This is a genomic window from Endozoicomonas sp. (assembly GCF_965196975.1).
Taxonomy (GTDB): domain Bacteria; phylum Pseudomonadota; class Gammaproteobacteria; order Pseudomonadales; family Endozoicomonadaceae; genus Endozoicomonas.
Window position 1 is genome coordinate 2,918,635 of record NZ_OZ239981.1, and the last position, 24,968, is coordinate 2,943,602.

Sequence of the window (24,968 nt, forward strand, 5' to 3'; positions counted from 1 at the left end):
ATAACGGTATAACGGAAGCAGTGACACTCAGTGGTTTAATGTCACTGCGCCGTGCTGACTGTCTCTGCCGGTTTTTCCAGACCTGCGCCAGTAAGCCGATCCATTGTATTCTTCAAAATCTGACTATCAGGGCTTTTCTTTAGCGCTTCTGCCCAAAGAGACCTGGCAGCATTCCTATCACCTTTTACCCAAAGCACTTCTCCCAGATGGGCTGCGATTTCAGCATCTGGAAACTGAGCGTATGCCATCCTTAAATAGTTTTCAGCTTGATCATAGTTCCCAAGACGAAACTGAACCCACCCCATACTATCCAGAATGGCCGGATCATCACTGTTCAGTTCATATGCCTGCAGAATAAGCTCTTCCGCTTCTTTATATCGGTCGGTCCGATCGGCAAGGGTGTATCCCAGAGCATTTAAGGCTGCAGCATTTTCAGGGTCAAATGCAAGAATGGCACGCAAGTCTTTCTCCAATCCTGACAGATCGTTCAGCTTTTCATAAACCATAGCTCTTGAATAAAGGAGGTTGGCTGACTCAGGATTTGTTTTAAGCGCCCGCTCAAACAATATCAGTGCCTTACTCAGCTGGCGATCACTAACCAGAAGCTCCCCTTCCAGCAAAAAAAGCGACTCCATTCGCGCAGGATTACGGTTTCTCGCTTCTCCAACATGAACCAGCGCTTCATCAAGCTTATTCTGCCCGACCAACATTTGGGTCAACGCCACCTGTGCAGCCATAAACTCCTTTCCCGGACCAACTGAAAGGTAGTGTTCTTTGGCAACAGCATACTTTTGCTGCTTTTCACTTAAACGCCCAAGATAATAGTGAGCTGTACTGTTCCGCTCACCAATGGCTAACAGCTGCTGAAAATACTGTTCAGACTCCTCCATCATACTATTTTCCAGCTTGATAAGCGCCAGCGACAAGACGATATCACTTTCATCAGGCGCTCTCTCAAGCAGGACTTCAAACTGTTTCTTTGCCAGATCCAGCTTACCGGCATGAACCAGAACCCTGCCATAAAGAAGACGAAGCTGGTTTTTATCCGGATAACGCTGCACCGCTTCAGAGAGCATCACTTCAGCTTCAGCGTCCCGCTTTAATTTATTTAAAGCCCGCCCCTTTACCATCATGGCAGGCACAAACCCTTGATCCTGTTTCAGAAGCTCATCAGCAAGGGTAAGGGCAGACTCAAACTCACCGGTTTGCTGAAGCAGAATCGCCTTACCCAACTTCAGCAAACGATATTCCGGATAAGCTTGAGACAGTTGGTCAAACTGACTGATAAGATCTGGCTGACCATTTGCTACCGACGTTGCCTGATGGTTACCGGCTGCACTGGCAAGCACATCAAAGGCTGGGCTTCCTCCCAGAGAAAGCTGCGTACTCATCTGGGCAAATGCCCGGTCAAACTGACCTGCGTATACCAGCTCAAGAGACGAACCATGCAATGCATCCAGGTTTTCAGGTTGCAACTCAACCCACAGCAACGAAGCATCCAATGCAGCCTGTCTGGCCCCTACATAAACTGCGATCTGATAGGCTCTCTGAGCCACTCCGACATCTCTGGTCTTATGAGCCTGTTTCAAGTAATTACCCAAGGCCAGGTCATAGCGCTGGCGCTGACCACCCACTTCAGCAACCAGCAAATCATAAAGCGTCTCAGCTTCAAACGGGGTAACAGGCTCGTCAGCGTGAATCTGTGATTGACTGTCCCCTGCGGTTTCAACCCCACTTTCGACTTGCCGAACACCTTGACTGGCACAACCCGCCAGAAACATAGCAAAAACAAGAGCAAGTGTTTTACTGCCCTTACCCACTCCCGCCCCGATGATGAAAGATTCAGCCCCGGCAATCATTCTAATCATGGATGGTATGCCCTTTCCCCTAATTCTGGTTGATATACCCGTCATATATAAAGCAGCCATTTCGCTGGCTACATCCACTCATTTTCAGCAGCCTGACAACTTTGGATCTTTCAGATATAGATGCTGTTGCCATTCAGGTGTAATCCTATCGACAAACCGACGCAGTTCTCTCACATCAAGAACCATCACCCTCAACAAAGACCAGCAAACATTACAAAATATCCATTAAAAACGTGAAGAGAGTTTGCAGTTACACGCTTTCCATTGCAGAATTGATCGGCCGAAATACCCATCAATCCAGCAACCTTCTGAAAAGATTCTCTCCCCCCAACGGTGGCCTGAGCCTGAATCTGACAACTGCGATTGAGGTATCGGACATGGCATAAGCCAGAAAAACCATGAGCAGGATTTGCAGAACGCTCCAACCAACAAGAGCTTCCCAGCAAAAAAACCATGGGCGGAAAATGTCAGGTACTACCTCCCGTCAGCTGGAAGGAGTTACCCGAGACATTTTCAAATTTAAAAATTGAGCTGCACAACCACCCATCCATATGGCGTAAAATACTTCATATTCAGGGTGCTGATGTGTCAGCCAACCTATAGTAGCAGTGAACCAGGACAGCAACAGAGGTCTGATGGGGTATATTACCGCTGGCATTAATCACAGGACAGCGCCAATCACATTGAGGGAACAGGTTGCCTTTTCTGCTGACCAGCTGCCTGAGGCTCTTCAAAATGCCAGAACGCACACTGGCATTGAAGAAATTGCCATCCTGTCTACCTGTAACCGGACTGAAATCTACTGTGCCATCCACAGTTCTGAGATTGAGGTTATCAGGCTTTGCTACGAAAAACTGATTGATTGGCTGACCCATTATCATCAAACCAGCAATCAGCTATTGGCACAACACAGCTACCTCTTCCATGATGAAGAGACTGTTCGACACCTGATGCGAGTGGCCTGCGGGCTTGACTCCATGGTGCTCGGAGAACCCCAGATCCTGGGGCAGCTTAAATCTGCTTATGCCAGTGCGCAGGAAGCGGACACTGCGGGCCCGAGCCTGAACCGCCTTTTTCAACATAGCTTTACTACCGCCAAGCAGATCCGAACAGAAACTGCCATTAACGAGCAGCCAGTCTCAGTAGCTTATGCTGCTACCCGGCTGGCAAAGCAAATTTTTTCTGACCTCAGTGAAAACACAGCGTTACTTATTGGTGCTGGCGAAACCATTGAGCTGACAGCCCGCCACCTGTGCCAGCAAGGAGTTGCTAATATTATCGTGGCTAACCGGACGCTAGAGCGAGCACAACGGTTAACGGATATTTTTGGGGGCAAGCCTGTACTGCTTTCTGACCTGCCTCAAATATTGCATGAAAGTGATATTGTTATCAGCTCTACTGCCAGCCCTGTGCCTGTTCTTGGCAAAGGCGCTGTTGAGCGCGCATTGAAACAGAGAAAGCACAAACCAATGTTTATGGTGGATATTGCTGTGCCACGGGACATTGAACCCGAGGTGAGTGAGCTGGCTGATGTCTTTCTCTACACAGTTGATGACTTACAGGACGTTATTGAAGACAATCTTCAGCAACGAAAAGATGCAGCACAACAGGCTGAGCGCATGATCGAGGCTGACACCTTTGAATTCATGACACGCCTGCGAGCTCTGGATGCCGTCAGCCTTTTGCGCAACTATCGCCAGAGTACTGAAGCGATAAGAGATCTGGAGCTGGAAAAAGCGATGCAGTGGCTGGCCAGAGGAGCCAGACCAGAGGAAGTACTGCAGCAGTTTGCACGTTCCCTGACCAACAAACTCATGCACACCCCCAGCGTACAGCTGAAAAATGCTGCCGCAAAGGGACAGCAGGAAAAGCTGGAGTGGGCAGAGAAACTTCTGGGCCTAAACTCCAGTCACAAGACCGACTCAACACAGGATGCCTGATGGTATTCTGAATCCACCCCTTTTATAGACACCTTTTGTAGACATCATGAAAGAGTCCATTCTCGTTAAACTGGAAAACCTTGGTGAACGCTTTGAAGAGCTTTCCGCACTGCTAAGCGACCCTGGGGTTATTGGCAATCAGGACCAATTCCGCAAATTCTCCCAGGAATATGCGGAACTGGAACCAGTAGTTAAAGCCTACAAAGAGTATGACCAGTTACTCAGTGACAAAGCCGAAGCAGAAGCCATGATGACAGAAGGTGACCCTGACATGGTGGAGCTGGCTCGTGAGGAACTGGCCAGTTGCGAAGAGCAACTGCCAGAGATGGAAAAGAACCTCGAAGTTCTGCTGCTGCCCAAAGACCCACGAGACGGCTTGAACACCTTCCTGGAAATTCGTGCTGGAACGGGTGGCGATGAAGCGGCCATATTCGCTGGCGACCTTTTCAGAATGTACTCCAGGTACGCTGAAAAACGTGGCTGGCGCATTGAGGTTATCAGTGCAAGCGATGGTGAACATGGTGGTTACAAAGAGATAATCACCCGTGTTATTGGCAGCGACGTCTACGGCCGAATGAAGTTTGAGTCGGGTGCCCATCGCGTACAGCGGGTTCCTGAGACTGAATCCCAGGGAAGAATCCATACCTCAGCCTGTACCGTTGCGGTGATGCCAGAACCTGATGAACAACAGGCTATTGAGATTCGCAAGGAAGATTTGCGAATCGATACCTACCGCTCATCTGGGGCAGGTGGCCAGCACGTCAACACGACCGATTCAGCCATTCGAATCACCCACTTGCCAACCGGCATTGTGGTTGAATGTCAGGATGAACGCTCACAGCACAAGAACAAGGCAAAAGCAATGACCTGGCTGGCAGCCAAGCTCCAGGATGCCCAGGACTCAGCGGCAGCAAAAGAAATCAGCGATACCCGCAAGAGCCTGGTAGGAAGTGGCGACCGTTCTGAACGCATTCGTACCTACAACTATCCACAAGGTCGGGTTACCGACCATCGTATCAATCTGACGCTTTACAAGCTGCCAGAAATTGTTGAAGGCGAACTGGATCCAGTGATTGACCCACTGATGCAGGAGCACCAGGCTGAACTGCTTGCCAGCCTGGCCGGTGAATAAATCATGGAAAAATCCCGAATAGACACCTCTCTGGCAGAAGCATCCCGCATGCTTTCTGCCAGCCCTACCCCACGACTTGATGCAGAAATACTGCTGTCACATGTGCTCGACAAGCCACGAAGTTATATTTTCACCTGGCCCGAAGCCCTGCTGACCGGTGAGCAGATGGATCGTTTTTTGAAGCTTATCAATCAACGAAAAGAAGGACACCCCGTCGCCTATCTGACAGGGCAGCGCGAATTCTGGAGTCTTAAGCTGAAAGTCACCGAAGCCACATTGATTCCCAGACCCGATACCGAACTCCTCGTTGAATTGGCACTGGGCCTGGCGCTTAACCATGCGAGCCAGCCAGGCCAAATGAAAGCGCCAAAAGTAAAAGCGGCTGACCTCGGGACCGGAACCGGAGCAATAGCCCTTGCACTGGCAAAAGAGCAACCAGACTGGGAAGTAACAGCCATCGACAAAAGTCCAGAGGCTCTTGCTGTTGCCACAGAAAATGCCGCGATCAACAATATTCGGAACACGGTATTTCTAGAAGGCTCTTGGTGCTCACCACTGGCCAAGGGTTCAATGGATATGATCGTCAGCAACCCCCCTTACATCCGCAGCAATGACCCCCACCTGAACGATGGCGATGTCCGATACGAACCCAGGTCAGCACTGATCTCTGGCGCTGACGGGCTTGACGATATCCGCACTATTGCAGAACAGGCACTTCAAAGCCTGAAGCATGAAGGATGGCTTCTATTGGAACACGGTTATGACCAGGGCGGTCCCGTCCAGGCAATCCTTTCCAGAGCAGGCTTCACACAAATTCGTACAGAAACTGATCTGGCCGGACATGACCGCGTGACCCTTGCCCGTAAACCTGCTGCCTGAAATACCAATACCACTACAGGCTTACTCCATACTGCCGTCATAAGTAGTAGCCCTTAATACCAAGCGGCATTCAGTGCATATAAACTGAGTGCCATTTTTTGCCCGCTATGCCAACGTATACTTTTTAATCAAAAACAGGCATAAAATTCTTACGGGCACACTAGTGTAATTGATGGGCTACGGGCGGTTAGCTACGGGCACTTGGAGAAAACATGTTTGCCAGACGATTTCATAGCTTTTTGCAGCAGGACTACGCCATCGGCGTACTGCTTTTTATCGCCTCGGCACTGGCGATGCTTGCTGCCAACACTTTTTTTGCAAAGTATTACGACTTACTGCTATCCACCCCTATCCGCTTTACCGTAGGGCCTCTGGATATTCACAAACCTCTGCTTCTCTGGATTAATGATGGTTTGATGGCCGTTTTCTTTCTTTTGATCGGCCTCGAAGTCAAACAGGAAGTTCTTGCCGGAGAGCTCAGCACCCCTGCCCAGGTTATGCTCCCGGGCATTGGCGCCATCGGCGGAATGCTGGTTCCAGCACTCTTCTATGTGGCTTTCAACTACTCAGACCCCATCGCCATTAAGGGCTGGGCAATACCCGCCGCGACAGACATTGCCTTTGCCGTAGGTATTCTTGCCTTACTTGGCAAACGCGCACCTGCATCACTGATGACATTCCTTCTGGCATTGGCCATTATTGACGACCTTGGCGCCATTATCATCATTGCCATTTTCTACACTGAAGAGCTTTCATTGATGTCAATGGGTATCGCCAGTGTACTGCTCGCGATCCTGGCTTTCTTTAATTATCGGGGAGTCACTAAAATCGGACCATACATGGTTGTGGGCGCACTGCTTTGGATATGCGTATTAAAATCTGGTGTTCATGCCACCCTGGCTGGCGTACTCCTGGCTTTTACTATTCCACTGAAAGCCGTTGACCGGAGAGGCCGCTCACCTCTTAAAGCCCTGCAACACAAACTGCACAGCGGTGTTCACTACATCATCCTTCCCATCTTTGCGTTTGCCAACGCAGGCCTTGAGCTTAATGCCGAACAGATCAAAAGTCTGTTCACCCCAATCCCCATGGGCATTGTAACCGGCCTCTTCCTGGGCAAGCAGATTGGTGTGTTCAGCTTCTGCTGGCTGGCCGTTAAATCAGGACTGGCAAAACTACCCACCGGTGCCAACTGGATACAAATGTATGGCCTTTCCATACTCTGCGGCATTGGTTTCACGATGAGCCTGTTTATCAGCTCACTGGCCTTTGAAAACGTAAACACCAGTTATCTGATCTCAGATCGTATTGGCGTACTGGCTGGTTCCATACTTTCTGCCACCTTTGGTTTTGCCATCCTTTACTGGGCTGGACGCAAAAAAGCCTGAGTTTCTCGAGCAAAATGCAGTTCCCGGCCTCTGGACAGAGACCGGGATTGACAATGAACAAGAAATGAAACCATTCTCACCAAAGTCTCTCTAAAGCTGTTAAACTCGCTTTCAATTTATCAATCCTGAAGTACTCCACCATATAGCCCAACCTGAACAATGAAAAGGAATTGGCGGTACTTCTGACAAATCATACAGAGAGTTCACTAGCCTATGGAAAACAGAGGCGTTTTACTGGTTAACCTGGGGTCACCGGACAGCACATCTGTTGAAGATGTTCGAAACTATCTCAATGAATTTTTGATGGACAAGCATGTGATTGACCTGCCATGGGTTATTCGCAGGCTGATCCTCAGCCTTTTTATCCTACCTACTCGCCCCGCAAGATCTGCTGAAGCCTACAGCGCAATCTGGACAGAGCAAGGCTCACCACTGATCGTCAACAGTGAAAAGTTTACGGAAAAACTCAGAGAACAAACCACCATCCCTATCGAGCTGGCCATGCGTTATGGGAAGCCTGATATGGCAGAAGCCCTCAAAAGACTTTCACAGCAGCCAGGCATTGAAGAAATTCTGCTATTTCCACTCTACCCTCACTACGCTATGTCATCGGTAAAAACGGTGATCGAGCGGGCCAAAAGCCTGATGCAGGAGATGGGGATCACCATTCCGCTTCGTATCCATCCGGTTTTCTATGATCACGATGGCTACATTGAAGCTCTGGTCGAAAGCGCAAAACCCTGGCTGGAAAAAGATTTCGACCACTTGGTTTTCAGCTATCATGGTGTTCCAGAACGCCACATTACAAAAGATGACCCTACCGGCAGTCATTGCCTGAAAGACAAGAGCTGCTGTCAAAAAACCTCGATTGCCCACAAAACCTGCTATCGCCACCAGGTATATCAGACAACGGAAGCCTTTGTTGAAAAAGCAGGCATTCAGATAGATAAATACAGCGTTGGTTTTCAATCCCGACTTGGAAAAGCCAAGTGGCTGGAGCCCAACACACTGGATGTCATAAAACAGCTGGCCGATCAAGGCGCCAAAAAAATACTGGTCATCTGCCCTTCTTTTGTTTCCGACTGTCTGGAAACACTGGAAGAAATCGGCATTGGCGCCAAAGAAGAATTTATTAAAGCCGGTGGCGAATCTCTGGAGCTGATCCCCTGCCTGAATGACCATCCTGCCTGGATAAACCTGTTACAACAATGGACAGAGCACCCTCTAACTTATTGATTACTAATAAAGATGGGCATTAATTATGCCCACCCCTCCAAATCCGTCTTGTATCCAACAATGTCTGCCTTTATAGTACAACTACCTAGCCGATTTACGTAAAAATAACTCTCCCTCAAGAGATGGGCGCAATGAATAGCGTGATAAACTGGCAAAGAAATTATATCGATGTAAAGAACGAAACAAAGGCTTCTCACGACGCAGGCCTTATTCACCTGCCCAAAACCTTTTTTGCCCCCGCTCGCCTGCTACTCCTACTACTGCCTTAGGGCATATTATTTCTATCTCCCCCTATACATGGCTCTAATGGCCAGACAGCAAGCCAGCTTACTCAGTTTGTGGCTTTGCTGAACCAGAATGCTGCGTACTTAAAACCGACTAAAGCAGCATAGCCAATAAAAATTGATCAGCCTTTCGACCAGCAAAGGCAAGGGATACATCATGAACAACAATCAGGTTGTGATTTTTGACACCACCCTGCGCGATGGAGAGCAAAGCCCAGGCGCAGCAATGACCCGTGATGAAAAGTTGCGCATCGCCAGAACTCTGGAAAAACTGAGGGTAGATGTGATTGAAGCCGGTTTTGCCATGGCCAGCCCAGGCGACTTTGAAGCCGTTAAAGCCATTGCTGCCAATATCACAGAGAGCACCGTATGCAGTCTCTCCAGAGCTCTGGAGAAAGACATTGACCGTGCTGCCGAAGCTCTGAAACCAGCCAGACGAGGCCGAATTCATACGTTTATTGCAACCTCTCCCATCCACATGCAACACAAACTGTGCATGAGCCCGGACGATGTAATCAAACAGGCAGTATTTGCAGTAAAGCGAGCCAGAAACCAGATTGATGATGTTGAATTCTCCTGTGAGGATGCCGGCCGTTCAGAAATAGACTTTTTATGTCGTATTATTGAAGCCGCCATTGATGCAGGCGCGAGCACCATCAACATTCCGGATACCGTTGGCTATGCCCTGCCACACCAGTTTGGAGAAACCATCAAAACCCTGATCGAACGCATCCCAAACGCTGATAAAGCCATTTTCTCCGTACACTGCCACAATGATCTTGGTCTGGCAGTAGCGAACTCTCTGTCCGCAGTTGTGAATGGGGCACGTCAGGTCGAATGCACCATCAATGGATTAGGGGAAAGAGCTGGTAACGCCTCTCTTGAAGAAATTGTCATGGCCCTGAAAACCCGTTCGGATTGCCTGGGGGTAACCACCGGCATCAACACTACCCAGATCGTACCGGCCTCACGACTGGTTTCATCCATCACCGGCTTCCCGGTTCAACCCAATAAAGCCATTGTGGGAGCCAACGCTTTTGCCCACGAGTCCGGAATACATCAAGATGGGGTTCTGAAGCACCGGGAAACCTATGAAATTATGTGTGCAGAAGAAGTGGGTTGGAATACCAACCGACTGGTACTCGGCAAACTGTCTGGCCGCAACGCCTTCAAAACCCGAATGGAAGAACTGGGCATTTCGTTTAACAGTCAGGAAGAGCTGAACGATGCCTTCCAGAGGTTTAAAGTTCTGGCGGACAAAAAATCGGAAATCTACGACGATGACCTTCAGGCACTGGTGAGCGATGCCCGAAGCAGCATTGAGCTGGTTGAAAAATACAAATTGATTGACCTGAACGCTGGTTCAAGAATTGGCGAAACACCGGAAGCAACACTCACTCTGGAAATCAACGGAGAACAACGGATTGTTTCCAGCAGTGGTGATGGTCCTGTTGATGCCATTTTCAAAGCCATCGAAAAGTCGGCAAACTCCCAGGCTAAACTGGCACTGTATAACGTCAGCGCCATCACAACAGGTACTGACTCCCAGGGTAAGGTCTCTGTCCGGCTTGAGAAAAACGGGCAGATAGTCAATGGTTCCGGGGCTGACACCGACATCGTTATTGCTTCTGCCAAAGCCTATATACATGCTCTTAACCTGCTGGAAGCAGATTTAACCAAAGCCAACCCACAAACGGGAGGCAATGTTTGATCATTTTGGTTTGATTAAAATGCCAACAGAATCTTTCAGTGATACTATTGGCATTTTACCCTTCCTCCTGCTCTTACTCTCGAGAAGAGCGACAACCTTTGAGAGCAAACATGCAGGGCGAAACCGTTGACCAACCTTCACCATCCAGCTGTGATCAGGCTGTCGACACTTCTGCTGTAAAGATGCAGACTGCCCGGCGTGAGAAAATCAGGCAAAACTACCTGGGAGCGATGGGAATACAGACCTGGTTTCCCAGATACCAGCTGACCAACGCTCAACCAGCCAGGCCCTTTGACTGGATTGAAGAGGATGCCCGGGCACTTACTGAAACAGAATCAGTAAACTCTGTTTCTGGCTCTGAAAGCAGCTCAGTGTTAAACCAACATGAAGCAAGAAAACATTCTCAGGCAGGATACTCACCGACAAAGCCAGCGGATATCCTTGGGCAGTTTATTACGCCCTCAAAACCTGCTGAGGAAACCAAACAGGAAGCCCAACCTTCGCCAGAGCCCGTAAAACAGCTGACAGGTTCCGCCAGTAAGTTCCGTTTGGTGATAAAACCAGTCAGCGATGACTGCCTGGTGGTTGCCGAAATGCCACACTCCGGGCTCAATCAATTCAGTCGCTACCATCAACGATTATTAGATGACATCCTGAGAGCACTCAAGCTCAATTCTGAAGGATCCCAGGCATTTCGTGAGTTTGTCTGGCCAATGACAGAAAGCCGCGGTCTTTTAAGCCGGCTGAGTCAGGATGACTACGCTGCTGCCGATGCAGTCTGTGCTTATCTGAGCAATCAATACGGTCTTTCCCGCAGAAAGGTTATTCTTTTATTTGGCCAGTCAGCCGCCAGGTTTGTCATGGACCCAGAGAAAGATTTCGAGCAACTCCGAGGTATCCAACAGGGTACTCATACTGGCCAATGGTTTGCCGTAACTCATGGGCTGAATGAACTTATGAAGCAGTCCATACTCAAAAGAGAAGCATGGCAGGACCTGGCTCCCTTACTCGCTAAAATACCAAACACACCCGGAAGCGCCTGAGAATCATCCAGCCCTACAGATCAAACGATTCAGACAAATCATCAGCCATGACACAACACTCACTTACTTTTCGCCCCATGCTGGAGAAAGACCTGGAGCAGGTCTATACCGTAGAACAGCAATCAGCAGAGCATCCTTGGCGAAAAGCACACTTTTCTGACAGCCTAAAATCAGGCTACACCTGCGAACTGGCAGTACTGGACAGCCAAATTGTAGGGCATTGCATCATGATGATGGCTGCCGGTGAAGCCAGCATCCTAATTCTGACCGTAGACAAAAAGTTTCAGAGACAAGGCATTGGTCGGCAACTGTTGCAACATATGATTCAAAAAGCATCACAGTCTGACTGCAACACCATACTATTAGAAGTTCGCCGCTCAAATATCAAAGCATTCAACCTTTATCTTGACGAAGGTTTCGGAGAGATTGGAATCAGAAAAAACTACTATCCCATGGGCAAGGGCTGGGAAGATGCCATCGTCATGGCAATGGAACCTGAAACGTTCCTCAGCTAGCTTAAAAAAATAACTAAAACTAATAATAATAGATTCCATAAAAGTGAATTATTCCTAAAGACAATCATCAATCCAATACATTAAACGACAATTTAATCGTACTCCCGCAATGGGATTTCGCCCAAACGACAAAGCAACCAGCCAAGCTCCAAAATCGAGCCAGACATTGTTAAAAAAAACTACAAAATACGAGCTTTCCCCCCCTGCACACTGAGAAATTGATAGGTATAATCGCGCCCCTGTTTCAGTCATAGCAAGGTCTTAAGCGTTGATTATCTTCACCGTCACCAACAAAACCACCTCTCAAGTCTATGTTGGGTCCACCCGCAATGACCTGGTTGACCAATGGGAAAAAATGGTGGCTGCAGCCGAGCAGAATCTTGACTATCCGTTATACCAGGAGATTCGTGTACATGGCCGGGATGGCTTTGTCGTTGAAGAATGGGATTACGTAGAAGACCGCAATGAGCTTAACGGACTTGAGCAGGAAGCGATTGAAACATTGGACGCTCGCAGCCTCAGAGGTTACAAAACCAGCACCGTTAAGATCCAACCTAAAAAGAAGACTCGGACCCGTAAGTCCAATCTGGAAAAAGAGCTTGCCAACATCTTTGCCGAGTTCGATGGTGACATGGATGACTTTGATGATATTGCACCAGAGTCTAAAAAGCAGACTGAAGAAAAAACGGCAACACCACAGCAACCGAGCCCTGTGAAACCGTTAACCAGCACTCCGAACTCTGGTGAAAGCATTAGGAGGACGGAAGTCAGACTGGAAGTTTCTACCGATCAACCAGCTGAAAAAACAACCGAAACACAGAAAGACAGGCTTGCAGTAAAACCGGAAAATTGCTCTCAGGTAAACGCTGTTGTGCAAATGAACAACATCTGTCTGAGTGATGATATCTCTGCTCAGCTGGAAGCCATTCAGGCTGCAGCCAATGCCGTTCTATCTGGAGACAGCAGCGCTGTAGAGCTGCTTAATAGCAAGCCAGCCAGACCAGAACCAGCCGAGATTGAAATCACTGAACAGCCTGAGCCGGTTACAGTGACAGCAGTAGAGCCCGAAGAGATCATTATTGAACTCGACCCAAGGGAAAGACGCATCCGTGAGGCTATTGAGCGACATAGAAAAGCCAGAGCTCAAAAAACTTCAGACAGTCAGGCATCCGATCGCCAACAAATTGAACAATTGCTGACAGAGCTTTATACGAGAGCTACGAGCATGAACAGCCAGAGCCTGAGCGCAGTAGCCTGACACAGAGCTTCAGCACTTTCTTTATTGAGAGTGCCTATTGCAAGATTTCGCACACATCTATACTTGGGATTATGGACAAACCCAAACCTCACTCACAAGAATACTTTCAGCGAGCACTGACCCACAGGCTTCGAAAAGCCAGTTGCGCTCTTCAGCAACTTGAGCAAAGAATGATCCTGATTTGTCATCAAAGTGACCAGATTGTATTAAGAATGCAAAAAGCTCGAAAACTCATCCAAAGTTCGCACCCTCAACACAATCCTCTCAAAAAGCCATAGAGCCATAGAGCCATAGAGCCATAGAGCGCCCAGTTAACCACAGCATCTGTGGATAACTCTGTTAATCCCTTCAGGAAAACATCTCCCAGACTGTTAAGCATGGCCACAACCGCAAACTGATCATTAATTAACCACTTATATCACTGTATGCAGCAGCCTCATGACGACATAAATACGTATTATTAAAGATCAAAAAAGAATATATATTTCGCCACTTTTCCGACCATCGGAACAGGCAAATATTTAGAACGCCTCTTCTGATTGAAAGAACACAATGCTGATGTAAACACTAAAGGTAACTTATGTCCGGCAGGGATTTTCTAGAGAATTATTTTGACCTGAAAGCTCATGGCACGAATGTCAAAACCGAGGTGATTGCAGGCTTCACCACATTCATGACCATGGCCTATATTCTCGTGGTCAATCCTCTGATTCTTAAAGATGCCGGCATGGATTTTGGTGCCGTGTTTACAGCCACCACCATCTCCGCGATTATCGGTACCCTGGTAATGGCGGTATGGGCAAAGCTGCCTTTTGCCCTGGCTCCAGGCATGGGGCTGAATGCCTTTTTTGCTTACGGTGTTGTGCTTGGCATGGGTTACTCCTGGCAAATGGCGCTGACTGCGGTTTTCCTCGAAGGCATCATCTTCCTGATTCTGACCGCTTTCAATATCCGTGAGGCCATTGTTAACAGCGTTCCACTTAGCCTGAAAAAAGCCGTTTCCTGCGGTATCGGCCTGTTCATTGCCTTTATCGGTCTTCAGAACGCCGGTATTGTCGCAGCTAACCCTGCAACGCTGGTAACGGTTGGCACTTTGACTGACCCAAAACCACTGCTGGCTCTCATCGGCATTCTGGTTACCGGTGTCCTGCTGGTTAAAAATGTCCGTGGCGCTTTGCTGATTGGTATCGTAGCTACCACCCTGATCGGCTTCCCACTGGGCGTGACCTCCATGCCAGACTTCAGCAACGGCCTGACACCTCCTGATATTTCACCGATCTTATTCCAGTTTCAGTGGGACCAGGTGTTCACTACAGACATGGCCATCATCCTGTTTACCTTCCTGTTTGTGGATATGTTCGACACAGTAGGTACTCTGGTGGGCGTATCCACCAAAGCCAACATGCTGAACGAAAAAGGCGAAGTACCTAACTGTAAGCAGGCTTTGTTTGCTGATGCTGTTGCGACTACCGCGGGTGCATGCCTTGGTACCAGCACCGTAACCACCTTCGTGGAAAGCGCCACTGGTGTATCTGCAGGTGGTCGCTCTGGCTTGACCGCTCTGGTCGTAGCAGGCCTGTTCCTGGTCGCCCTGTTCCTCTCGCCACTGTTCCTGATGGTGCCCGGAGCAGCAACCACTCCAGCTCTGGTGCTGGTCGGTCTGTTTATGATGTCACCTATCAAGGACATCGACCTTGATGACTACAGTGAGTCCATCCCGGCATTCCTGACACTGCTGTTTATGCCAATGACTTACAGCATTGCAGAAGGCATTATTATCGGTATGCTCTCTTACATCATATTGAAGTTGTTGAGTGGTAACTATCGTCAGGTATCTGTTGCTTCCTACATCGTTGGCGCACTGTGTCTGGCCAAGATCGTTATGTAAACACATCGATTAAGCGCCCAGTCATAAACCACGCTTCACCCGCATGCTATTACGGCCCATAATATGGGCCGTTTTTATTTGATCACTAGTGCTATGTCCCTACCAACAGTCCAACCCGAAAGGTATGAAGAGCAGCTGGCAGAAAAGGCCAGCAGCATTTGCAGCGAGTTTGCCGATTTTGGCATTCCTGAGCTGGAACTTTTCCGTTCCAGGCCGGAACATTACCGGATGAGAGCAGAGTTTCATGTCTGGCATGAGGGAGATCACTGCTACTACCGGATGTTCGATCCACAAACCAAGCAGCCCTTTGAAGTAACCACCTTTCCCAGCGGTTCCGAAACCATCAACCGGTTAATGATGCCTTTAATGGAAGCGATCATTGCCAGCAGTCACCTGAAGAAACGGCTTTTTCAGGTTGAATTTCTCACCACCCAGACAAAGGAAGCCCTGGTTTCACTGATCTATCACCGGCAGCTGGATGATCAGTGGAGACAGGAAGCAACCGCACTTCAGGAACAGTTTGGCATTCGTATTATTGGGCGTGCCCGTAGGCAGAAACTGGTGCTGGACAAAGACTACGTCACTGAAACATTGACCGTGGAAGGCAAACCATTTCAGTACACCCAAGTAGAAAACAGCTTCACCCAGCCTAATGCCAGTGTTAATGAGCTTATGCTTGCCTGGGCCAGTCGTGCCTCACAAGAGATTACGTCCGCCAGTAACAGTGATCTTTTAGAGCTCTATTGTGGGAATGGTAATTTTACCTGTGTACTAGCCAGACATTTTACCAAGGTGCTGGCGACTGAAATTGCCAAAACCTCTGTAAACTCGGCCCGGGAAAACTTTAAGCTGAACGATGTGGAGAATGTTGAAATCGCCCGTCTATCCAGTGAGGAGTTTACTCAAGCCATGAACAAGGAACGTGCATTTCGCCGCCTGAGTGAAATCGATCTGGACAGCTACCATTTCTCAACCATTCTGGTTGACCCGCCCCGAGCAGGTCTTGATGAAGGAACAGAAAAGCTGGTGCAGAATTTCGACAATATTCTGTACATCTCCTGTAATCCTGAAACGCTCAAGAAAAATCTGTCAACCATTTGCCAGACTCATAAAGTTGAAAAAATAGCCCTTTTTGACCAGTTTCCATACACTCATCATGCTGAAATGGGCGTTCATCTGATTCGGAAGTAGTCCGATTTACACTCCCCGGTGGGACTCCTACTTTAATTCTTAGGAAGAAAAAGTTTTAAGGAAGTTCACCGGGGAAGTATCACGTGAAAAACGACCAGTTTAATTACCTGCCAGTATCAATCATTCTTTCCTTTCTCTGGCTGTTCTTTACTCCCATGTCACATAGCAGTGAAGAAAGCTATATTAAAACCGCTATTCTTTTTGTGGCCTACGATCAGGGAGAGAGCAACGCCTTTATTCGAGTTCAGGAAAAATTAAAAGGCGCCAATATACCCTACCGAATACTTGCCATGGGCAGGGCTGCCGAGGTATTTAAAAATGACCCAGCTCTGATTCAGATTGATGACCTGACCCATAACGAAGCACTTTTTGATAACCGCAACCACCCCTTGAATCAAACTCTGGTGTATCGACTCACCGAGAGGATTTCTGCAAAAATTGTGTATACCGGTATGGCCAGCAGGGCTCAGGCTCAAATTGCCAACATATGGGATAGAAGGGGCGCTAGAGTCATCGCTTTTTATGATAACTTTGAGCCCGTCGACTCTGTCAATTATGTACAACCTTTTCTCGAAGAGCTGAGTTATATAGATGAGTTTCACGTACCCAGTAAAAGAACGGCCACCAGCTTTGAGAATATTGCACAATCTCTGGGAGCAAAGATAACGGTTACCGGTCAGCCGACAATGGAAGACTGGGACAGGATCTATGCCGAAACAGATACTTTTTTATTGCGCAACACACTCAATATTCACCCTAATCAGGCAGTAGTGTTATTTGCTGGCGATTACAGTAAAGGCTACCCAAGGGCATTTCAGACCTTTATTGAAGCAACAAAAATGCTACCAGACATCCTATTCCTGGTCACACACCACCCTAAGTTTGATGGCGGTTTGGAAAAGCGGATTATTGACTCTCATTCAGCTGGCAATGTCCATTTATTGCGCTATGGTACCTATTCAACAGCAACGCTAAGTACGATTGCTTCAGCTGTTATCGTGCACAAGTCATCAGTAGCTCAGCAAGCCATCTACAGAGGCAAGCCTGTGGTTTATGTTACTGATCAAAATTATCAAAATCTCATGTTAACAGAGCATCTCGCCATCAGGGCATCAACATCAAAACCTCTGGCAGTCATGATCAGGGCTCACATTCTGGGTTACAGACCACCCGCTATCGCAGAAAAACTCGGTATTCCTGATGCTCCCAGTAAAACCATATCAAAGCTGATGATTGATGGGTTAAGACGAAAGTCTGATTAAAAAAGGGGAAGAATTTTCACCCATTTGCTTTATGGCAGCCAAACAATATGGTCTACTCATAACATGATGTGACTCTTGTTGAAGGTTGATGATGGGTGCCCGATTACCCCATTTACTGATGTTTACCCGGCTGGCTGCACTCTCGACGTTAGCATTACTGTCATTCACAGTGCTGTGTAACTTCATGGTAGCCAGAGCCACAGATAATGCTGTTTATTCCAGTCTGAAAACGCTTCCCTATAACCAGGTTGGGGTTTTACTGGGTACCAGCAAATACTCTCGCCTCGGTGGTTTCAATGATCATTACCGCCTGAGGGTTGATGCAGCCTATCAACTCTATCAAGCAGGAAAAATTGATTACATACTTATCAGTGGCGATAACAGTACTCGCTTCTATGATGAACCAAGTACGATCAGGCGTGACCTTTTAAAGAAAGGCATCCCTCCGGAAAGAATATACCGTGATTATGCTGGCTTCAGAACCCTCGACTCTGTACTCAGAGCTCATCACGTCTTTGATCTGGAAAGCTTCACCATTATTTCTCAGGCTCCACATAATAAACGGGCACTTTACATTGCCATGAACCATGATATTGATGCGATTGCCTACAATGCAGGCGAAGGGTACAACACCGATATCAGCAATAAAGCCAGAGAGGTGCTTGCCAGAGTATTGGCAGTTCTCGAAGTACATTTTCTCAATACTGGTCCTAAATTCCTTGGCCCTACCATTGAGATTGGTGTCACGCCTCCCACGTAACCATACTTACTATTCAAGAATAACAGAGTGGCTCTCATGGATAGAGATATTAAGTCCCCTGATGTTAAAGCAACCAATAAGGTTATTAACATTTTTTTGTTCTTCACACTTTCTTTAGGGATGCATGCCCAGTCTCACACAGTCAAGGAAGAAGTTATTCGGGTTGGCCTGCTATCAGAAAACTACCCTCCTCTTTTCTGGAGAGATGAAGATAAGGGCATAGTTAAAGAGGTTTTGAAAGCAGTCAGTGAAAATAGCAGGTTTACCTTTGAATATTCGTATTACCCATTTAACCGGCTAATCGGGTGCTCTCTCAATTTGATAACTGACTCATAGGTTAGCTTCAACCTTTCCAGTCATGAACTCAGACCAAAGTTGTTCCCAGCGCCCCTTACTCTGGATCAGTGCTCTTGTTGTCAAAAGCACTTCCGCTCCTGTTGCTTTCCACCTCATTCCAGAACCACATAATCGTTGCTTTACCAGAGTCTTACAAGCCGCTTCAGTAACTCCTGAACCTATTGGCCAATGGCGTTTAAGCGCCTGATGATAATTCATTAACTGGTGATTGTTTGTAAAATAGCTCACAGCTTTGTAGCGCTTCTCTGTCAGTGCGATTGTCTTTTTCGGGAGCTCGGCTGATTCAATTTCCTGAAGGATTTTTTTGGCTGCTCCACGCTTGTTTTTCAAACTATGTAGCCTGTCTTCAAGCCACTGGTGTCGCTTCGCCTTACTGGTTGGAAACAGTGCTTCCGCTGCTCCAGCTAAATATTCAGATGCATGATAAAAATCGAGTATCTGCCCAGAGGTATGTTGTTTCAAATAACTCCAGTTTTCTCTAGCCCCGTCAGCTACCCCGATGTATGTGGCATTTGGGTAGAGTCGTTTTAGATCTGCAATCTCCTCGTCGAGCTTGCTCATAAAGCTTTGTTTACCATACTCTGGCGAACTGGCTGTATATATCGTGTGGAGCCTGTCTCCATCTGCAGAATATAGGCTCAATGTCCCACACATGGCTTCCCTCCAGCCTTCTTCACAAAGCAGCATGCAGGTTCCATCCAGACCAATGGCTATTGTTTCAACAGGCTCTTTTAGTGGAGGAAGGTGGTAGTGAGTGTCTTGCTGGTCTTCAATTAATGCACCTACTCTGTCCGATAAATGCTTGATATAAGAATTTGAAAGCGTCCTTTGATGGTTGGTCTCAAAATCTTCTTTTACCGCAGGCGCTGGCATCTGGCTGTATTTCCAGGCGATAGACTTGGCAAATTTGGGGGTAGCTGAACCAATAATACCGGCACGAAGATCAAGTGCTGCCAGAGTACTGCCACCTCTGACACCCTGATATACGGAGCGCTCCAAAGGTATACGACCGTATAAGGTTTCATAGTGCTTAAGAACCTTTCCTTTGTAGTTCCACTTCTGCTGATTAACGACGATAGGTTCTTTATTGGGTGATTCAAATAGCCCCAATAACTCTTTTGTTCCAAGCTGCCCGGCTTCATTGAGTGCACGCTGTAAACTATCTTCAAGATTCAGCATGTTGCCTGAATCTATAGAAACTTCAATTTGCAAAACGATGCTTTTGGTAGAGCTGGAAATAACAGAAGCGGGCATGACAGTTAACTATTATGAGTGGTGTTCCCATAGTAGCTGTGAAAATAGAGCACTATTGTTTCAATCATTCAGAGAGAGCACCCGGCTAATCAGCAAAGTCATTAACAATGAACTTGATGTAGAAGCATGGACATCACCGGCATGGCGGACGCCGTATAAACAGCAAACCTACTTTACAAACGCTATTGCAGAGCATTGCGAAATAACCATTTTTCGCAAAAATGAATCCTTCAAGACCCCTTCACCTGACTCAATAGTTGGCAAGCGCCTTGGGGTTGTCCAAAATTTTACCTTTCCAAGCTTTGAACCTTTCTTTGCCAACAAAAGTATCTATCGTGCTGACGGTAGTAATGAGCAGGGTGTATTAAAAATGCTGGCCTATAAACGCACAGATCTAGCGCTTATGGACAGAACCGTTGCTGATTATTTGTTAAACAACCAGTTCCCGGATCAATTTGAAACAGGCTCTGTATTTGACTGTGTCCCAGTCTCGTTCATGTTTAACATCAACAAAAATCAGCAGGGAAAGGAGATAGACAAGGTCTTGCAAAGGTTAAAAAGAGATGGCGTTATTGAAAGCATACTGAAAAAATATGAATAAAACGGCCCAACTCCTTTAGAGATCTATATTAAAGAATGGTGACTTTTTAATATGACGCCTGATTTTATGCATGAAATTAGGAAACCAGTTATCTAATCGATGGGTCTCCCGGCAAATCTCATCAGCAAGCCGAGGATTTCGATAGTCATTAAATACGACTCCGATCAATGAAACATCATTCTGATTCAATCTATCCAGTGCTGCCTTGAACTGTGTCTGCCGGGTTACTCCAGCCATCACCATCATGATGGTGCCATCAACCATTGCACAAATGGATTCGGCTGGAATGTTGTTGCGGTTTCTGGCATTGACTGGGGAAGTATCAAAAATAACGGCGTCATAATTTTCCAGCCAGTGCTCCATAAGCTTACTCATATTGGTAATATTCCGGAACCGGAGCACATCGGTATCGCAGGGAGCAGGAAGAATATCAAGATTGACGTCATCGGTTCGCATAATACAACCGTCAGCAGACTGAGGATTAGGTAACCAGTCCGTATGAAGATGACCAGAGATATCGCCTAACTCAGGGTGCAGCATATTTACTTCCACCAGCAGTGTTCGCTTGCCATCCACCTCGCTACGCTGGCTCAGAGCATAAGCCAGTGTACTGCACCCCTCTTCTGAATTCGCAGAAGTAATGGCAACAGAGCGCATCCCCTTACCGATACTGTTGCTGTATATCTCCTCAATCTCAAGATAATTAATGGGTAGCTTAATCATGGTCTCAGCCACCCCAGGTTCGTCAGCATCATTAGGACATTAAGTATACCCGCCGTGTCAGCCACCAGATCATTAAAAGCATTCCAATTAGACTGAGAAAGCTCCGGAACAAAAACCGTATCCCCCGCTCTTAAAACGGGTAATCGTGCTGTATCAGGGTCTTTCATGAAATCCACAAGATCGAAAGTGGTCGCCCTGTTCTCGCAGCACGAATTATTCACGATCAATATTTTCTCGATATAGGCCGTTTCTTTAGGACCCCCGGCTTCTGCAAGCAAGTCCAGTATGGTCATGTTATTAGTAAATTCATAACGACCGGACTTAAACACCGACCCCATAATCCTGACAGTGTCTTCAGGGTTTTTCTCAACCCACTTGCGAGCTCGTGATGCCACAAAAATAGTGTCACCTCGTTTCACTTTGGGCAGTAGCGTATCATCCCCTGTTTCAAAGTATCTGAGCAGATTAAGTTTGCTGACCTTAGGCGCTCCCTCGTTACGATGGACCACTCGAATCTGGCTCAAATCTGCTTCTTCAGACGGCCCCTCAGCTGCCGTTAGAATATCCAGGAACCCCATCTCATCATTGAATGCGTATCTTCCCGGCGTGATCACGGCTCCCATCACATAAATGGCACTTTCTTTTGGCAGCTTGACCCAGCTTGACGTGTTGGATGTTGGGTTTTCTGGCAACTCGGGAATCACAATGGTTGTCCCACCGGAAAGCGTTGGCATATCAGACCACTGACCACCAAATTCAATAAAATCTTGCATATTGAACTCAATGTTAATGCGTTCGTTATTAGGGCCTGGTTTAATAATTTTCACATGAGCCAGATCTGCCTTTTCAGTAGGCCCCCCCGCATTACTGAGATAATCCATAAAATCCACACCAGGTGCCCATTCGTAGCGCCCCGGCTTTCTGACTGCACCAATGATTTTTAGCGAGCTATCGGTTCCCAGTTTCAGCCAGGACTTATCATCCTCAGGGCCTTTCTCAGGGAAAAACACGGCATCCCCTGAATCAATTGAAGGAATAGTGCTGGTACGCCCTTCAGTGAAATCCTGAAAGTTAAAAGGAATAACGGCACCGTCTCTTTTAAGAATTCTTACTGAACGAATGTCGGCGTATTGGGTCGGCCCCCCTGAATTTGCGATAACATCAAGGAAGCCAACACCTTCTGAGGTCTCAAAAGCGCCCGGTTTCTGAACCTGGCCCATCACATACACTTTGCGCGCCCCACCCGAAACAGAGTCAACCTGCTGGGCAACATAAATGGTTGCGCCCGGCTCTAGCATCGGTAGATCCTCATCTTTTCCGCTATCGAGAAACTGTTTCAAGTTAAACAGTTTTGGCTCTGAACCGGAAAGTAGTCGAATCTGCTCCACATTGGCATATCGGGTAACCCCCCCTGCTTTCAGAATGGCATCCACAATATTCATGCCATCCAGATAAGGAAAACTTACCGGTTTAAGCACTTCACCAAATACTTTAATCACGGTTCTGTCAGAAACAGAGTCAAGTGCCTTGTCATCAACTTTTCGTGGTTCTCCGTGGACACTGCTCAGACCGGGAGAGGTAGGCACAAAGATTTCATCCAGCGACTTTATCTCAGGGAGAACTGTGGGATCACCCGAATCAAGGTAACGTTTAAAGTTGAACACATTTTTCTTACCATCCCTTCGCAGCTGCAATTTATCAAGCTGAGCACCGTCAACAAAACCTCCTGCTTCAGTAATTGCCATCTGAATATTACCAGTGCTGGGCAGTTCAACCTCTCCAGGTTTGTTCACAAAACCCAACACGGTAATCAGTAATCGTTTCTCTTTTAAATGGATGGTCAGTTTATCAAGCCCGAGAAAAACATCGGATAAAGCCGTGTAAATGGCCTTGTCAGCCTCTCTGAGGGTGAGGTCTGCCACTCTCAATTGGCCAATTTCTGGGAGGTGAATCGTACCATCTCTACCAATCAGGAAATTCTTGTTAAAGCCCTCCTCTCCGGGGAGGCCAATGACCAGAATGTCTCCAGACTGCAGCTGATAGTTCCCTGGATCCCTCATACGAACTGATGACATATCCACATCAACATCGGACCTATCCGCTGTTCCCGATTCCCGCTGTGAAACCTCACTGGTATTACTTTCAGGATTCTGAGACTCTGCTTCTGAACTCAGGGTTTCGGACTCACTGAGTGGATCTAAGCGGTCCTCATCAAGAGCCTCTTTTTCCTGTTGATCGTTCGTTTTTTCTGCCTCTTTTTCGTGCAAAGTAATTAAAACAGCATCACCTGCATTTAGAACCCATTCAGATAGTTTTTCCGAGGAGACAGAAATACGTTGATTACCTCTGATCAACGTGAAATCAGCATCAAAGTGAGCGCTGTCGAAAATAGCATGATAAGAATTAAGATGGTCTAAGGGTAGCGCCAAAGGAACCGGGTACTTTCCTGGGTTCTGAATATCACCTATGACAGAAATAGCAGCCAAATTCTTTGGTTCATAATAGTGAACGGCCTTAACATCATATAAATTTGATACGGCCGCACGTATTTGTGATAAAGCTTCATCCTTTCCCATACCTGAGAGGTTAATAACAAGCTCATCAGATAACTGGACTTCCATGCCTTCATTAATCACCAGAAAAGGCAACGTCTTCTCTTTAGTGGCCAGTTCTATATGAAAAGCACCGCCTTTATCGATAGGAGAGTCCGCCAGAACAGAAACACAAGACATGGCAGTCAGCATTATAAGAACCAGGCTCTTAATGATATGCCTGCTGGCAAATGAGCTTGGAACAGGGATATTCATTTCGCCCCCCGCATAATGGTTCTTAAATTTACGGGCCTTGGCCAGTCCGGCAATCCTAGGACAGAATCTTCAGCACTTAGGGCGTTATTCTCCTGCTCAATAAGCCCTGCGGCATACCTCAAGGGACATCCTCCCTCCTCCGCCATCCCTTCCATCATTAAGCGAATCTTCTCCAGAGTCCGGAATGATTCACTCAACGTATTACTGGCATCACCAAGAAGATCCCCATCTATCTCAAAAATAATTAATTGATGCTGATCCTTAATGATTTTCATCTGTCCAGGCAGGCAATATTCACCACCTGATTTCTTTAGATCAAGGTATCTTGATTTGTTCAGCTCAAATAAATTGATGACATAATTACGGTCAACATCTCTAATATTCCGTTTCTGATCTTCCGAAAGACTGTAATCACGATCAGCATGTAACGGCCAGAGAATCACACAGGATGATAAAAAAGGAAAAAAAAGATACAGCAATAGGCAACCGACGAGTTTACCATCCGGTTTTAAAGCAGAAAAAAATAAAAATATCTTATTTTTTCGACAGATACTCTTCAATACTCTCATATTGCTTGATCGTCTGGTTAATCCTGAGCATTGTCAATAACTCGTCAGGCTTTCCATTAACACCAAGCAATCCAAGATTTCTACTTTCTATCTTCAGTCGCTTATAAAGAAAAACCAGTGCACCAATACCTGAAGAATCAAGCTCATTAACTGAGCTCATATCAACAAGCACGTCACCCGCACAGTCTTTAATTAAATGATCAAAATGACCTCTAACCTCATTAACTGTGTCCGCATTGAATTTATTATGCAATTCAATAACATCACAGCTACTGGCTTGATAAGTCGCGTAATCCATTACT

Annotated in this window: 21 protein-coding genes; 15 read left to right on the forward strand and 6 right to left on the reverse strand. The window is 47.1% G+C overall.

The features are described 5' to 3' along the window. Positions 1–41: 41 nt before the first annotated feature. On the reverse strand, positions 42–1,868 hold the full coding sequence (locus tag ACOCLE_RS13215) for a tetratricopeptide repeat protein (RefSeq protein ID WP_419537068.1): 1,827 nt from the start codon (positions 1,866–1,868) through the stop codon (positions 42–44). A 635-nt stretch (positions 1,869–2,503) separates the two neighbouring features. Between ACOCLE_RS13215 and hemA the strand changes: the two genes are divergently transcribed. The 14 genes from hemA to ACOCLE_RS13285 all read left to right on the forward strand — a co-directional run bounded on the left by hemA (position 2,504) and on the right by ACOCLE_RS13285 (position 18,691). Continuing rightward, complete coding sequence (gene hemA, locus ACOCLE_RS13220; RefSeq protein ID WP_419537069.1) at positions 2,504–3,808, forward strand: glutamyl-tRNA reductase; 1,305 nt, start codon at positions 2,504–2,506, stop codon at positions 3,806–3,808. Between the two features lie 46 nt (positions 3,809–3,854). Then, entirely contained in the window at positions 3,855–4,940 is a 1,086-nt protein-coding gene (prfA, locus tag ACOCLE_RS13225; RefSeq protein ID WP_419537070.1) for a peptide chain release factor 1, read from the forward strand. 3 nt (positions 4,941–4,943) lie between these two features. Then, on the forward strand, positions 4,944–5,819 hold the full coding sequence (gene prmC, locus ACOCLE_RS13230) for a peptide chain release factor N(5)-glutamine methyltransferase (RefSeq protein WP_419537071.1): 876 nt from the start codon (positions 4,944–4,946) through the stop codon (positions 5,817–5,819). A 212-nt stretch (positions 5,820–6,031) separates the two neighbouring features. After that, positions 6,032–7,207 carry a Na+/H+ antiporter NhaA gene (gene nhaA, locus ACOCLE_RS13235; protein WP_419537072.1) on the forward strand — a complete coding sequence of 392 codons (1,176 nt, stop codon included), beginning with the start codon at positions 6,032–6,034 and terminating at the stop codon, positions 7,205–7,207. Positions 7,208–7,420: 213 nt separating this feature from the next. Then, positions 7,421–8,443 carry a ferrochelatase gene (gene hemH, locus ACOCLE_RS13240; RefSeq protein WP_419537073.1) on the forward strand — a complete coding sequence of 341 codons (1,023 nt, stop codon included), beginning with the start codon at positions 7,421–7,423 and terminating at the stop codon, positions 8,441–8,443. A 441-nt stretch (positions 8,444–8,884) separates the two neighbouring features. Further along, entirely contained in the window at positions 8,885–10,438 is a 1,554-nt protein-coding gene (locus ACOCLE_RS13245; RefSeq protein ID WP_419537074.1) for a 2-isopropylmalate synthase, read from the forward strand. A 38-nt stretch (positions 10,439–10,476) separates the two neighbouring features. Beyond that, complete coding sequence (locus tag ACOCLE_RS13250) at positions 10,477–11,481, forward strand: hypothetical protein (protein ID WP_419537075.1); 1,005 nt, start codon at positions 10,477–10,479, stop codon at positions 11,479–11,481. Between the two features lie 47 nt (positions 11,482–11,528). Beyond that, a complete protein-coding gene (gene rimI / locus ACOCLE_RS13255) occupies positions 11,529–11,996 on the forward strand; it encodes a ribosomal protein S18-alanine N-acetyltransferase (protein ID WP_419537076.1) in 468 nt (155 codons plus the stop codon). 268 nt (positions 11,997–12,264) lie between these two features. Next, positions 12,265–13,254 carry a GIY-YIG nuclease family protein gene (locus ACOCLE_RS13260; protein ID WP_419537077.1) on the forward strand — a complete coding sequence of 330 codons (990 nt, stop codon included), beginning with the start codon at positions 12,265–12,267 and terminating at the stop codon, positions 13,252–13,254. Positions 13,255–13,834: 580 nt separating this feature from the next. After that, positions 13,835–15,142 (forward strand): NCS2 family permease, encoded by a 1,308-nt coding sequence (locus ACOCLE_RS13265; RefSeq protein ID WP_419537078.1) that lies wholly within the window; start codon positions 13,835–13,837, stop codon positions 15,140–15,142. A 93-nt stretch (positions 15,143–15,235) separates the two neighbouring features. Continuing rightward, positions 15,236–16,333 (forward strand): tRNA (uridine(54)-C5)-methyltransferase TrmA, encoded by a 1,098-nt coding sequence (trmA, locus tag ACOCLE_RS13270; protein ID WP_419537079.1) that lies wholly within the window; start codon positions 15,236–15,238, stop codon positions 16,331–16,333. A gap of 83 nt (positions 16,334–16,416) precedes the next feature. Further along, complete coding sequence (locus ACOCLE_RS13275; protein WP_419537080.1) at positions 16,417–17,595, forward strand: hypothetical protein; 1,179 nt, start codon at positions 16,417–16,419, stop codon at positions 17,593–17,595. A gap of 88 nt (positions 17,596–17,683) precedes the next feature. Further along, the gene (locus ACOCLE_RS13280) at positions 17,684–18,355 is read left to right on the forward strand and encodes a SanA/YdcF family protein (protein WP_419537081.1); all 672 of its coding nucleotides are present in this window, start codon (positions 17,684–17,686) and stop codon (positions 18,353–18,355) included. A 36-nt stretch (positions 18,356–18,391) separates the two neighbouring features. Next, positions 18,392–18,691 carry a hypothetical protein gene (locus ACOCLE_RS13285; protein ID WP_419537082.1) on the forward strand — a complete coding sequence of 100 codons (300 nt, stop codon included), beginning with the start codon at positions 18,392–18,394 and terminating at the stop codon, positions 18,689–18,691. Here the strand turns inward: ACOCLE_RS13285 and ACOCLE_RS13290 are convergent. Continuing rightward, a complete protein-coding gene (locus ACOCLE_RS13290) occupies positions 18,686–19,966 on the reverse strand; it encodes an ISKra4 family transposase (RefSeq protein ID WP_419532972.1) in 1,281 nt (426 codons plus the stop codon). The genes ACOCLE_RS13285 and ACOCLE_RS13290 overlap by 6 nt on opposite strands. On the opposite strand from ACOCLE_RS13290, the gene ACOCLE_RS13295 reads away from it, so the two are divergent. Then, entirely contained in the window at positions 19,965–20,567 is a 603-nt protein-coding gene (locus ACOCLE_RS13295) for a substrate-binding periplasmic protein (protein ID WP_419537083.1), read from the forward strand. The genes ACOCLE_RS13290 and ACOCLE_RS13295 overlap by 2 nt on opposite strands. Positions 20,568–20,582: 15 nt before the next feature. Here ACOCLE_RS13295 and ACOCLE_RS13300 read toward each other — a convergent pair whose 3' ends face one another. Genes ACOCLE_RS13300 through ACOCLE_RS13315 form a run of 4 tightly spaced genes read right to left on the reverse strand, consistent with a single transcriptional unit; the run spans position 20,583 to position 24,964 of the window. Next, complete coding sequence (locus tag ACOCLE_RS13300) at positions 20,583–21,290, reverse strand: CpsD/CapB family tyrosine-protein kinase (protein WP_419537084.1); 708 nt, start codon at positions 21,288–21,290, stop codon at positions 20,583–20,585. Next, positions 21,287–24,097, reverse strand: coding sequence for an SLBB domain-containing protein (locus ACOCLE_RS13305; RefSeq protein WP_419537085.1), 2,811 nt, complete (start codon positions 24,095–24,097; stop codon positions 21,287–21,289). Before ACOCLE_RS13305 ends, ACOCLE_RS13300 begins: the two co-directional genes overlap by 4 nt. Further along, positions 24,094–24,666, reverse strand: a complete 573-nt coding sequence (locus ACOCLE_RS13310; RefSeq protein ID WP_419537086.1) for a hypothetical protein — start codon at positions 24,664–24,666, stop codon at positions 24,094–24,096. The genes ACOCLE_RS13305 and ACOCLE_RS13310 overlap by 4 nt, the downstream gene beginning before the upstream one ends. Next, positions 24,632–24,964: an STAS domain-containing protein gene (locus ACOCLE_RS13315; RefSeq protein WP_419537087.1), complete on the reverse strand. Its 333-nt coding sequence runs from the start codon at positions 24,962–24,964 to the stop codon at positions 24,632–24,634. Before ACOCLE_RS13315 ends, ACOCLE_RS13310 begins: the two co-directional genes overlap by 35 nt. Positions 24,965–24,968: the final 4 nt, after the last annotated feature.

Bases quoted from the DNA above. Each gene is read 5' to 3' on its own strand.
- rimI (WP_419537076.1), top strand. From the start codon at position 11,529: ATGACACAACACTCACTTACTTTTCGCCCCATGCTGGAGAAAGACCTG.
- ACOCLE_RS13310 (WP_419537086.1), bottom strand. From the start codon at position 24,666: ATGAGAGTATTGAAGAGTATCTGTCGAAAAAATAAGATATTTTTATTT.
- ACOCLE_RS13265 (WP_419537078.1), top strand. From the start codon at position 13,835: ATGTCCGGCAGGGATTTTCTAGAGAATTATTTTGACCTGAAAGCTCAT.
- hemA (WP_419537069.1), top strand. From the start codon at position 2,504: ATGGGGTATATTACCGCTGGCATTAATCACAGGACAGCGCCAATCACA.
- ACOCLE_RS13305 (WP_419537085.1), bottom strand. From the start codon at position 24,097: ATGAATATCCCTGTTCCAAGCTCATTTGCCAGCAGGCATATCATTAAG.
- ACOCLE_RS13245 (WP_419537074.1), top strand. From the start codon at position 8,885: ATGAACAACAATCAGGTTGTGATTTTTGACACCACCCTGCGCGATGGA.
- ACOCLE_RS13280 (WP_419537081.1), top strand. From the start codon at position 17,684: ATGATGGGTGCCCGATTACCCCATTTACTGATGTTTACCCGGCTGGCT.
- ACOCLE_RS13285 (WP_419537082.1), top strand. From the start codon at position 18,392: ATGGATAGAGATATTAAGTCCCCTGATGTTAAAGCAACCAATAAGGTT.
- prmC (WP_419537071.1), top strand. From the start codon at position 4,944: ATGGAAAAATCCCGAATAGACACCTCTCTGGCAGAAGCATCCCGCATG.
- ACOCLE_RS13295 (WP_419537083.1), top strand. From the start codon at position 19,965: ATGACAGTTAACTATTATGAGTGGTGTTCCCATAGTAGCTGTGAAAAT.
- trmA (WP_419537079.1), top strand. From the start codon at position 15,236: ATGTCCCTACCAACAGTCCAACCCGAAAGGTATGAAGAGCAGCTGGCA.
- hemH (WP_419537073.1), top strand. From the start codon at position 7,421: ATGGAAAACAGAGGCGTTTTACTGGTTAACCTGGGGTCACCGGACAGC.
- ACOCLE_RS13290 (WP_419532972.1), bottom strand. From the start codon at position 19,966: ATGCCCGCTTCTGTTATTTCCAGCTCTACCAAAAGCATCGTTTTGCAA.
- ACOCLE_RS13215 (WP_419537068.1), bottom strand. From the start codon at position 1,868: ATGATTAGAATGATTGCCGGGGCTGAATCTTTCATCATCGGGGCGGGA.
- prfA (WP_419537070.1), top strand. From the start codon at position 3,855: ATGAAAGAGTCCATTCTCGTTAAACTGGAAAACCTTGGTGAACGCTTT.
- nhaA (WP_419537072.1), top strand. From the start codon at position 6,032: ATGTTTGCCAGACGATTTCATAGCTTTTTGCAGCAGGACTACGCCATC.
- ACOCLE_RS13315 (WP_419537087.1), bottom strand. From the start codon at position 24,964: ATGGATTACGCGACTTATCAAGCCAGTAGCTGTGATGTTATTGAATTG.
- ACOCLE_RS13300 (WP_419537084.1), bottom strand. From the start codon at position 21,290: ATGATTAAGCTACCCATTAATTATCTTGAGATTGAGGAGATATACAGC.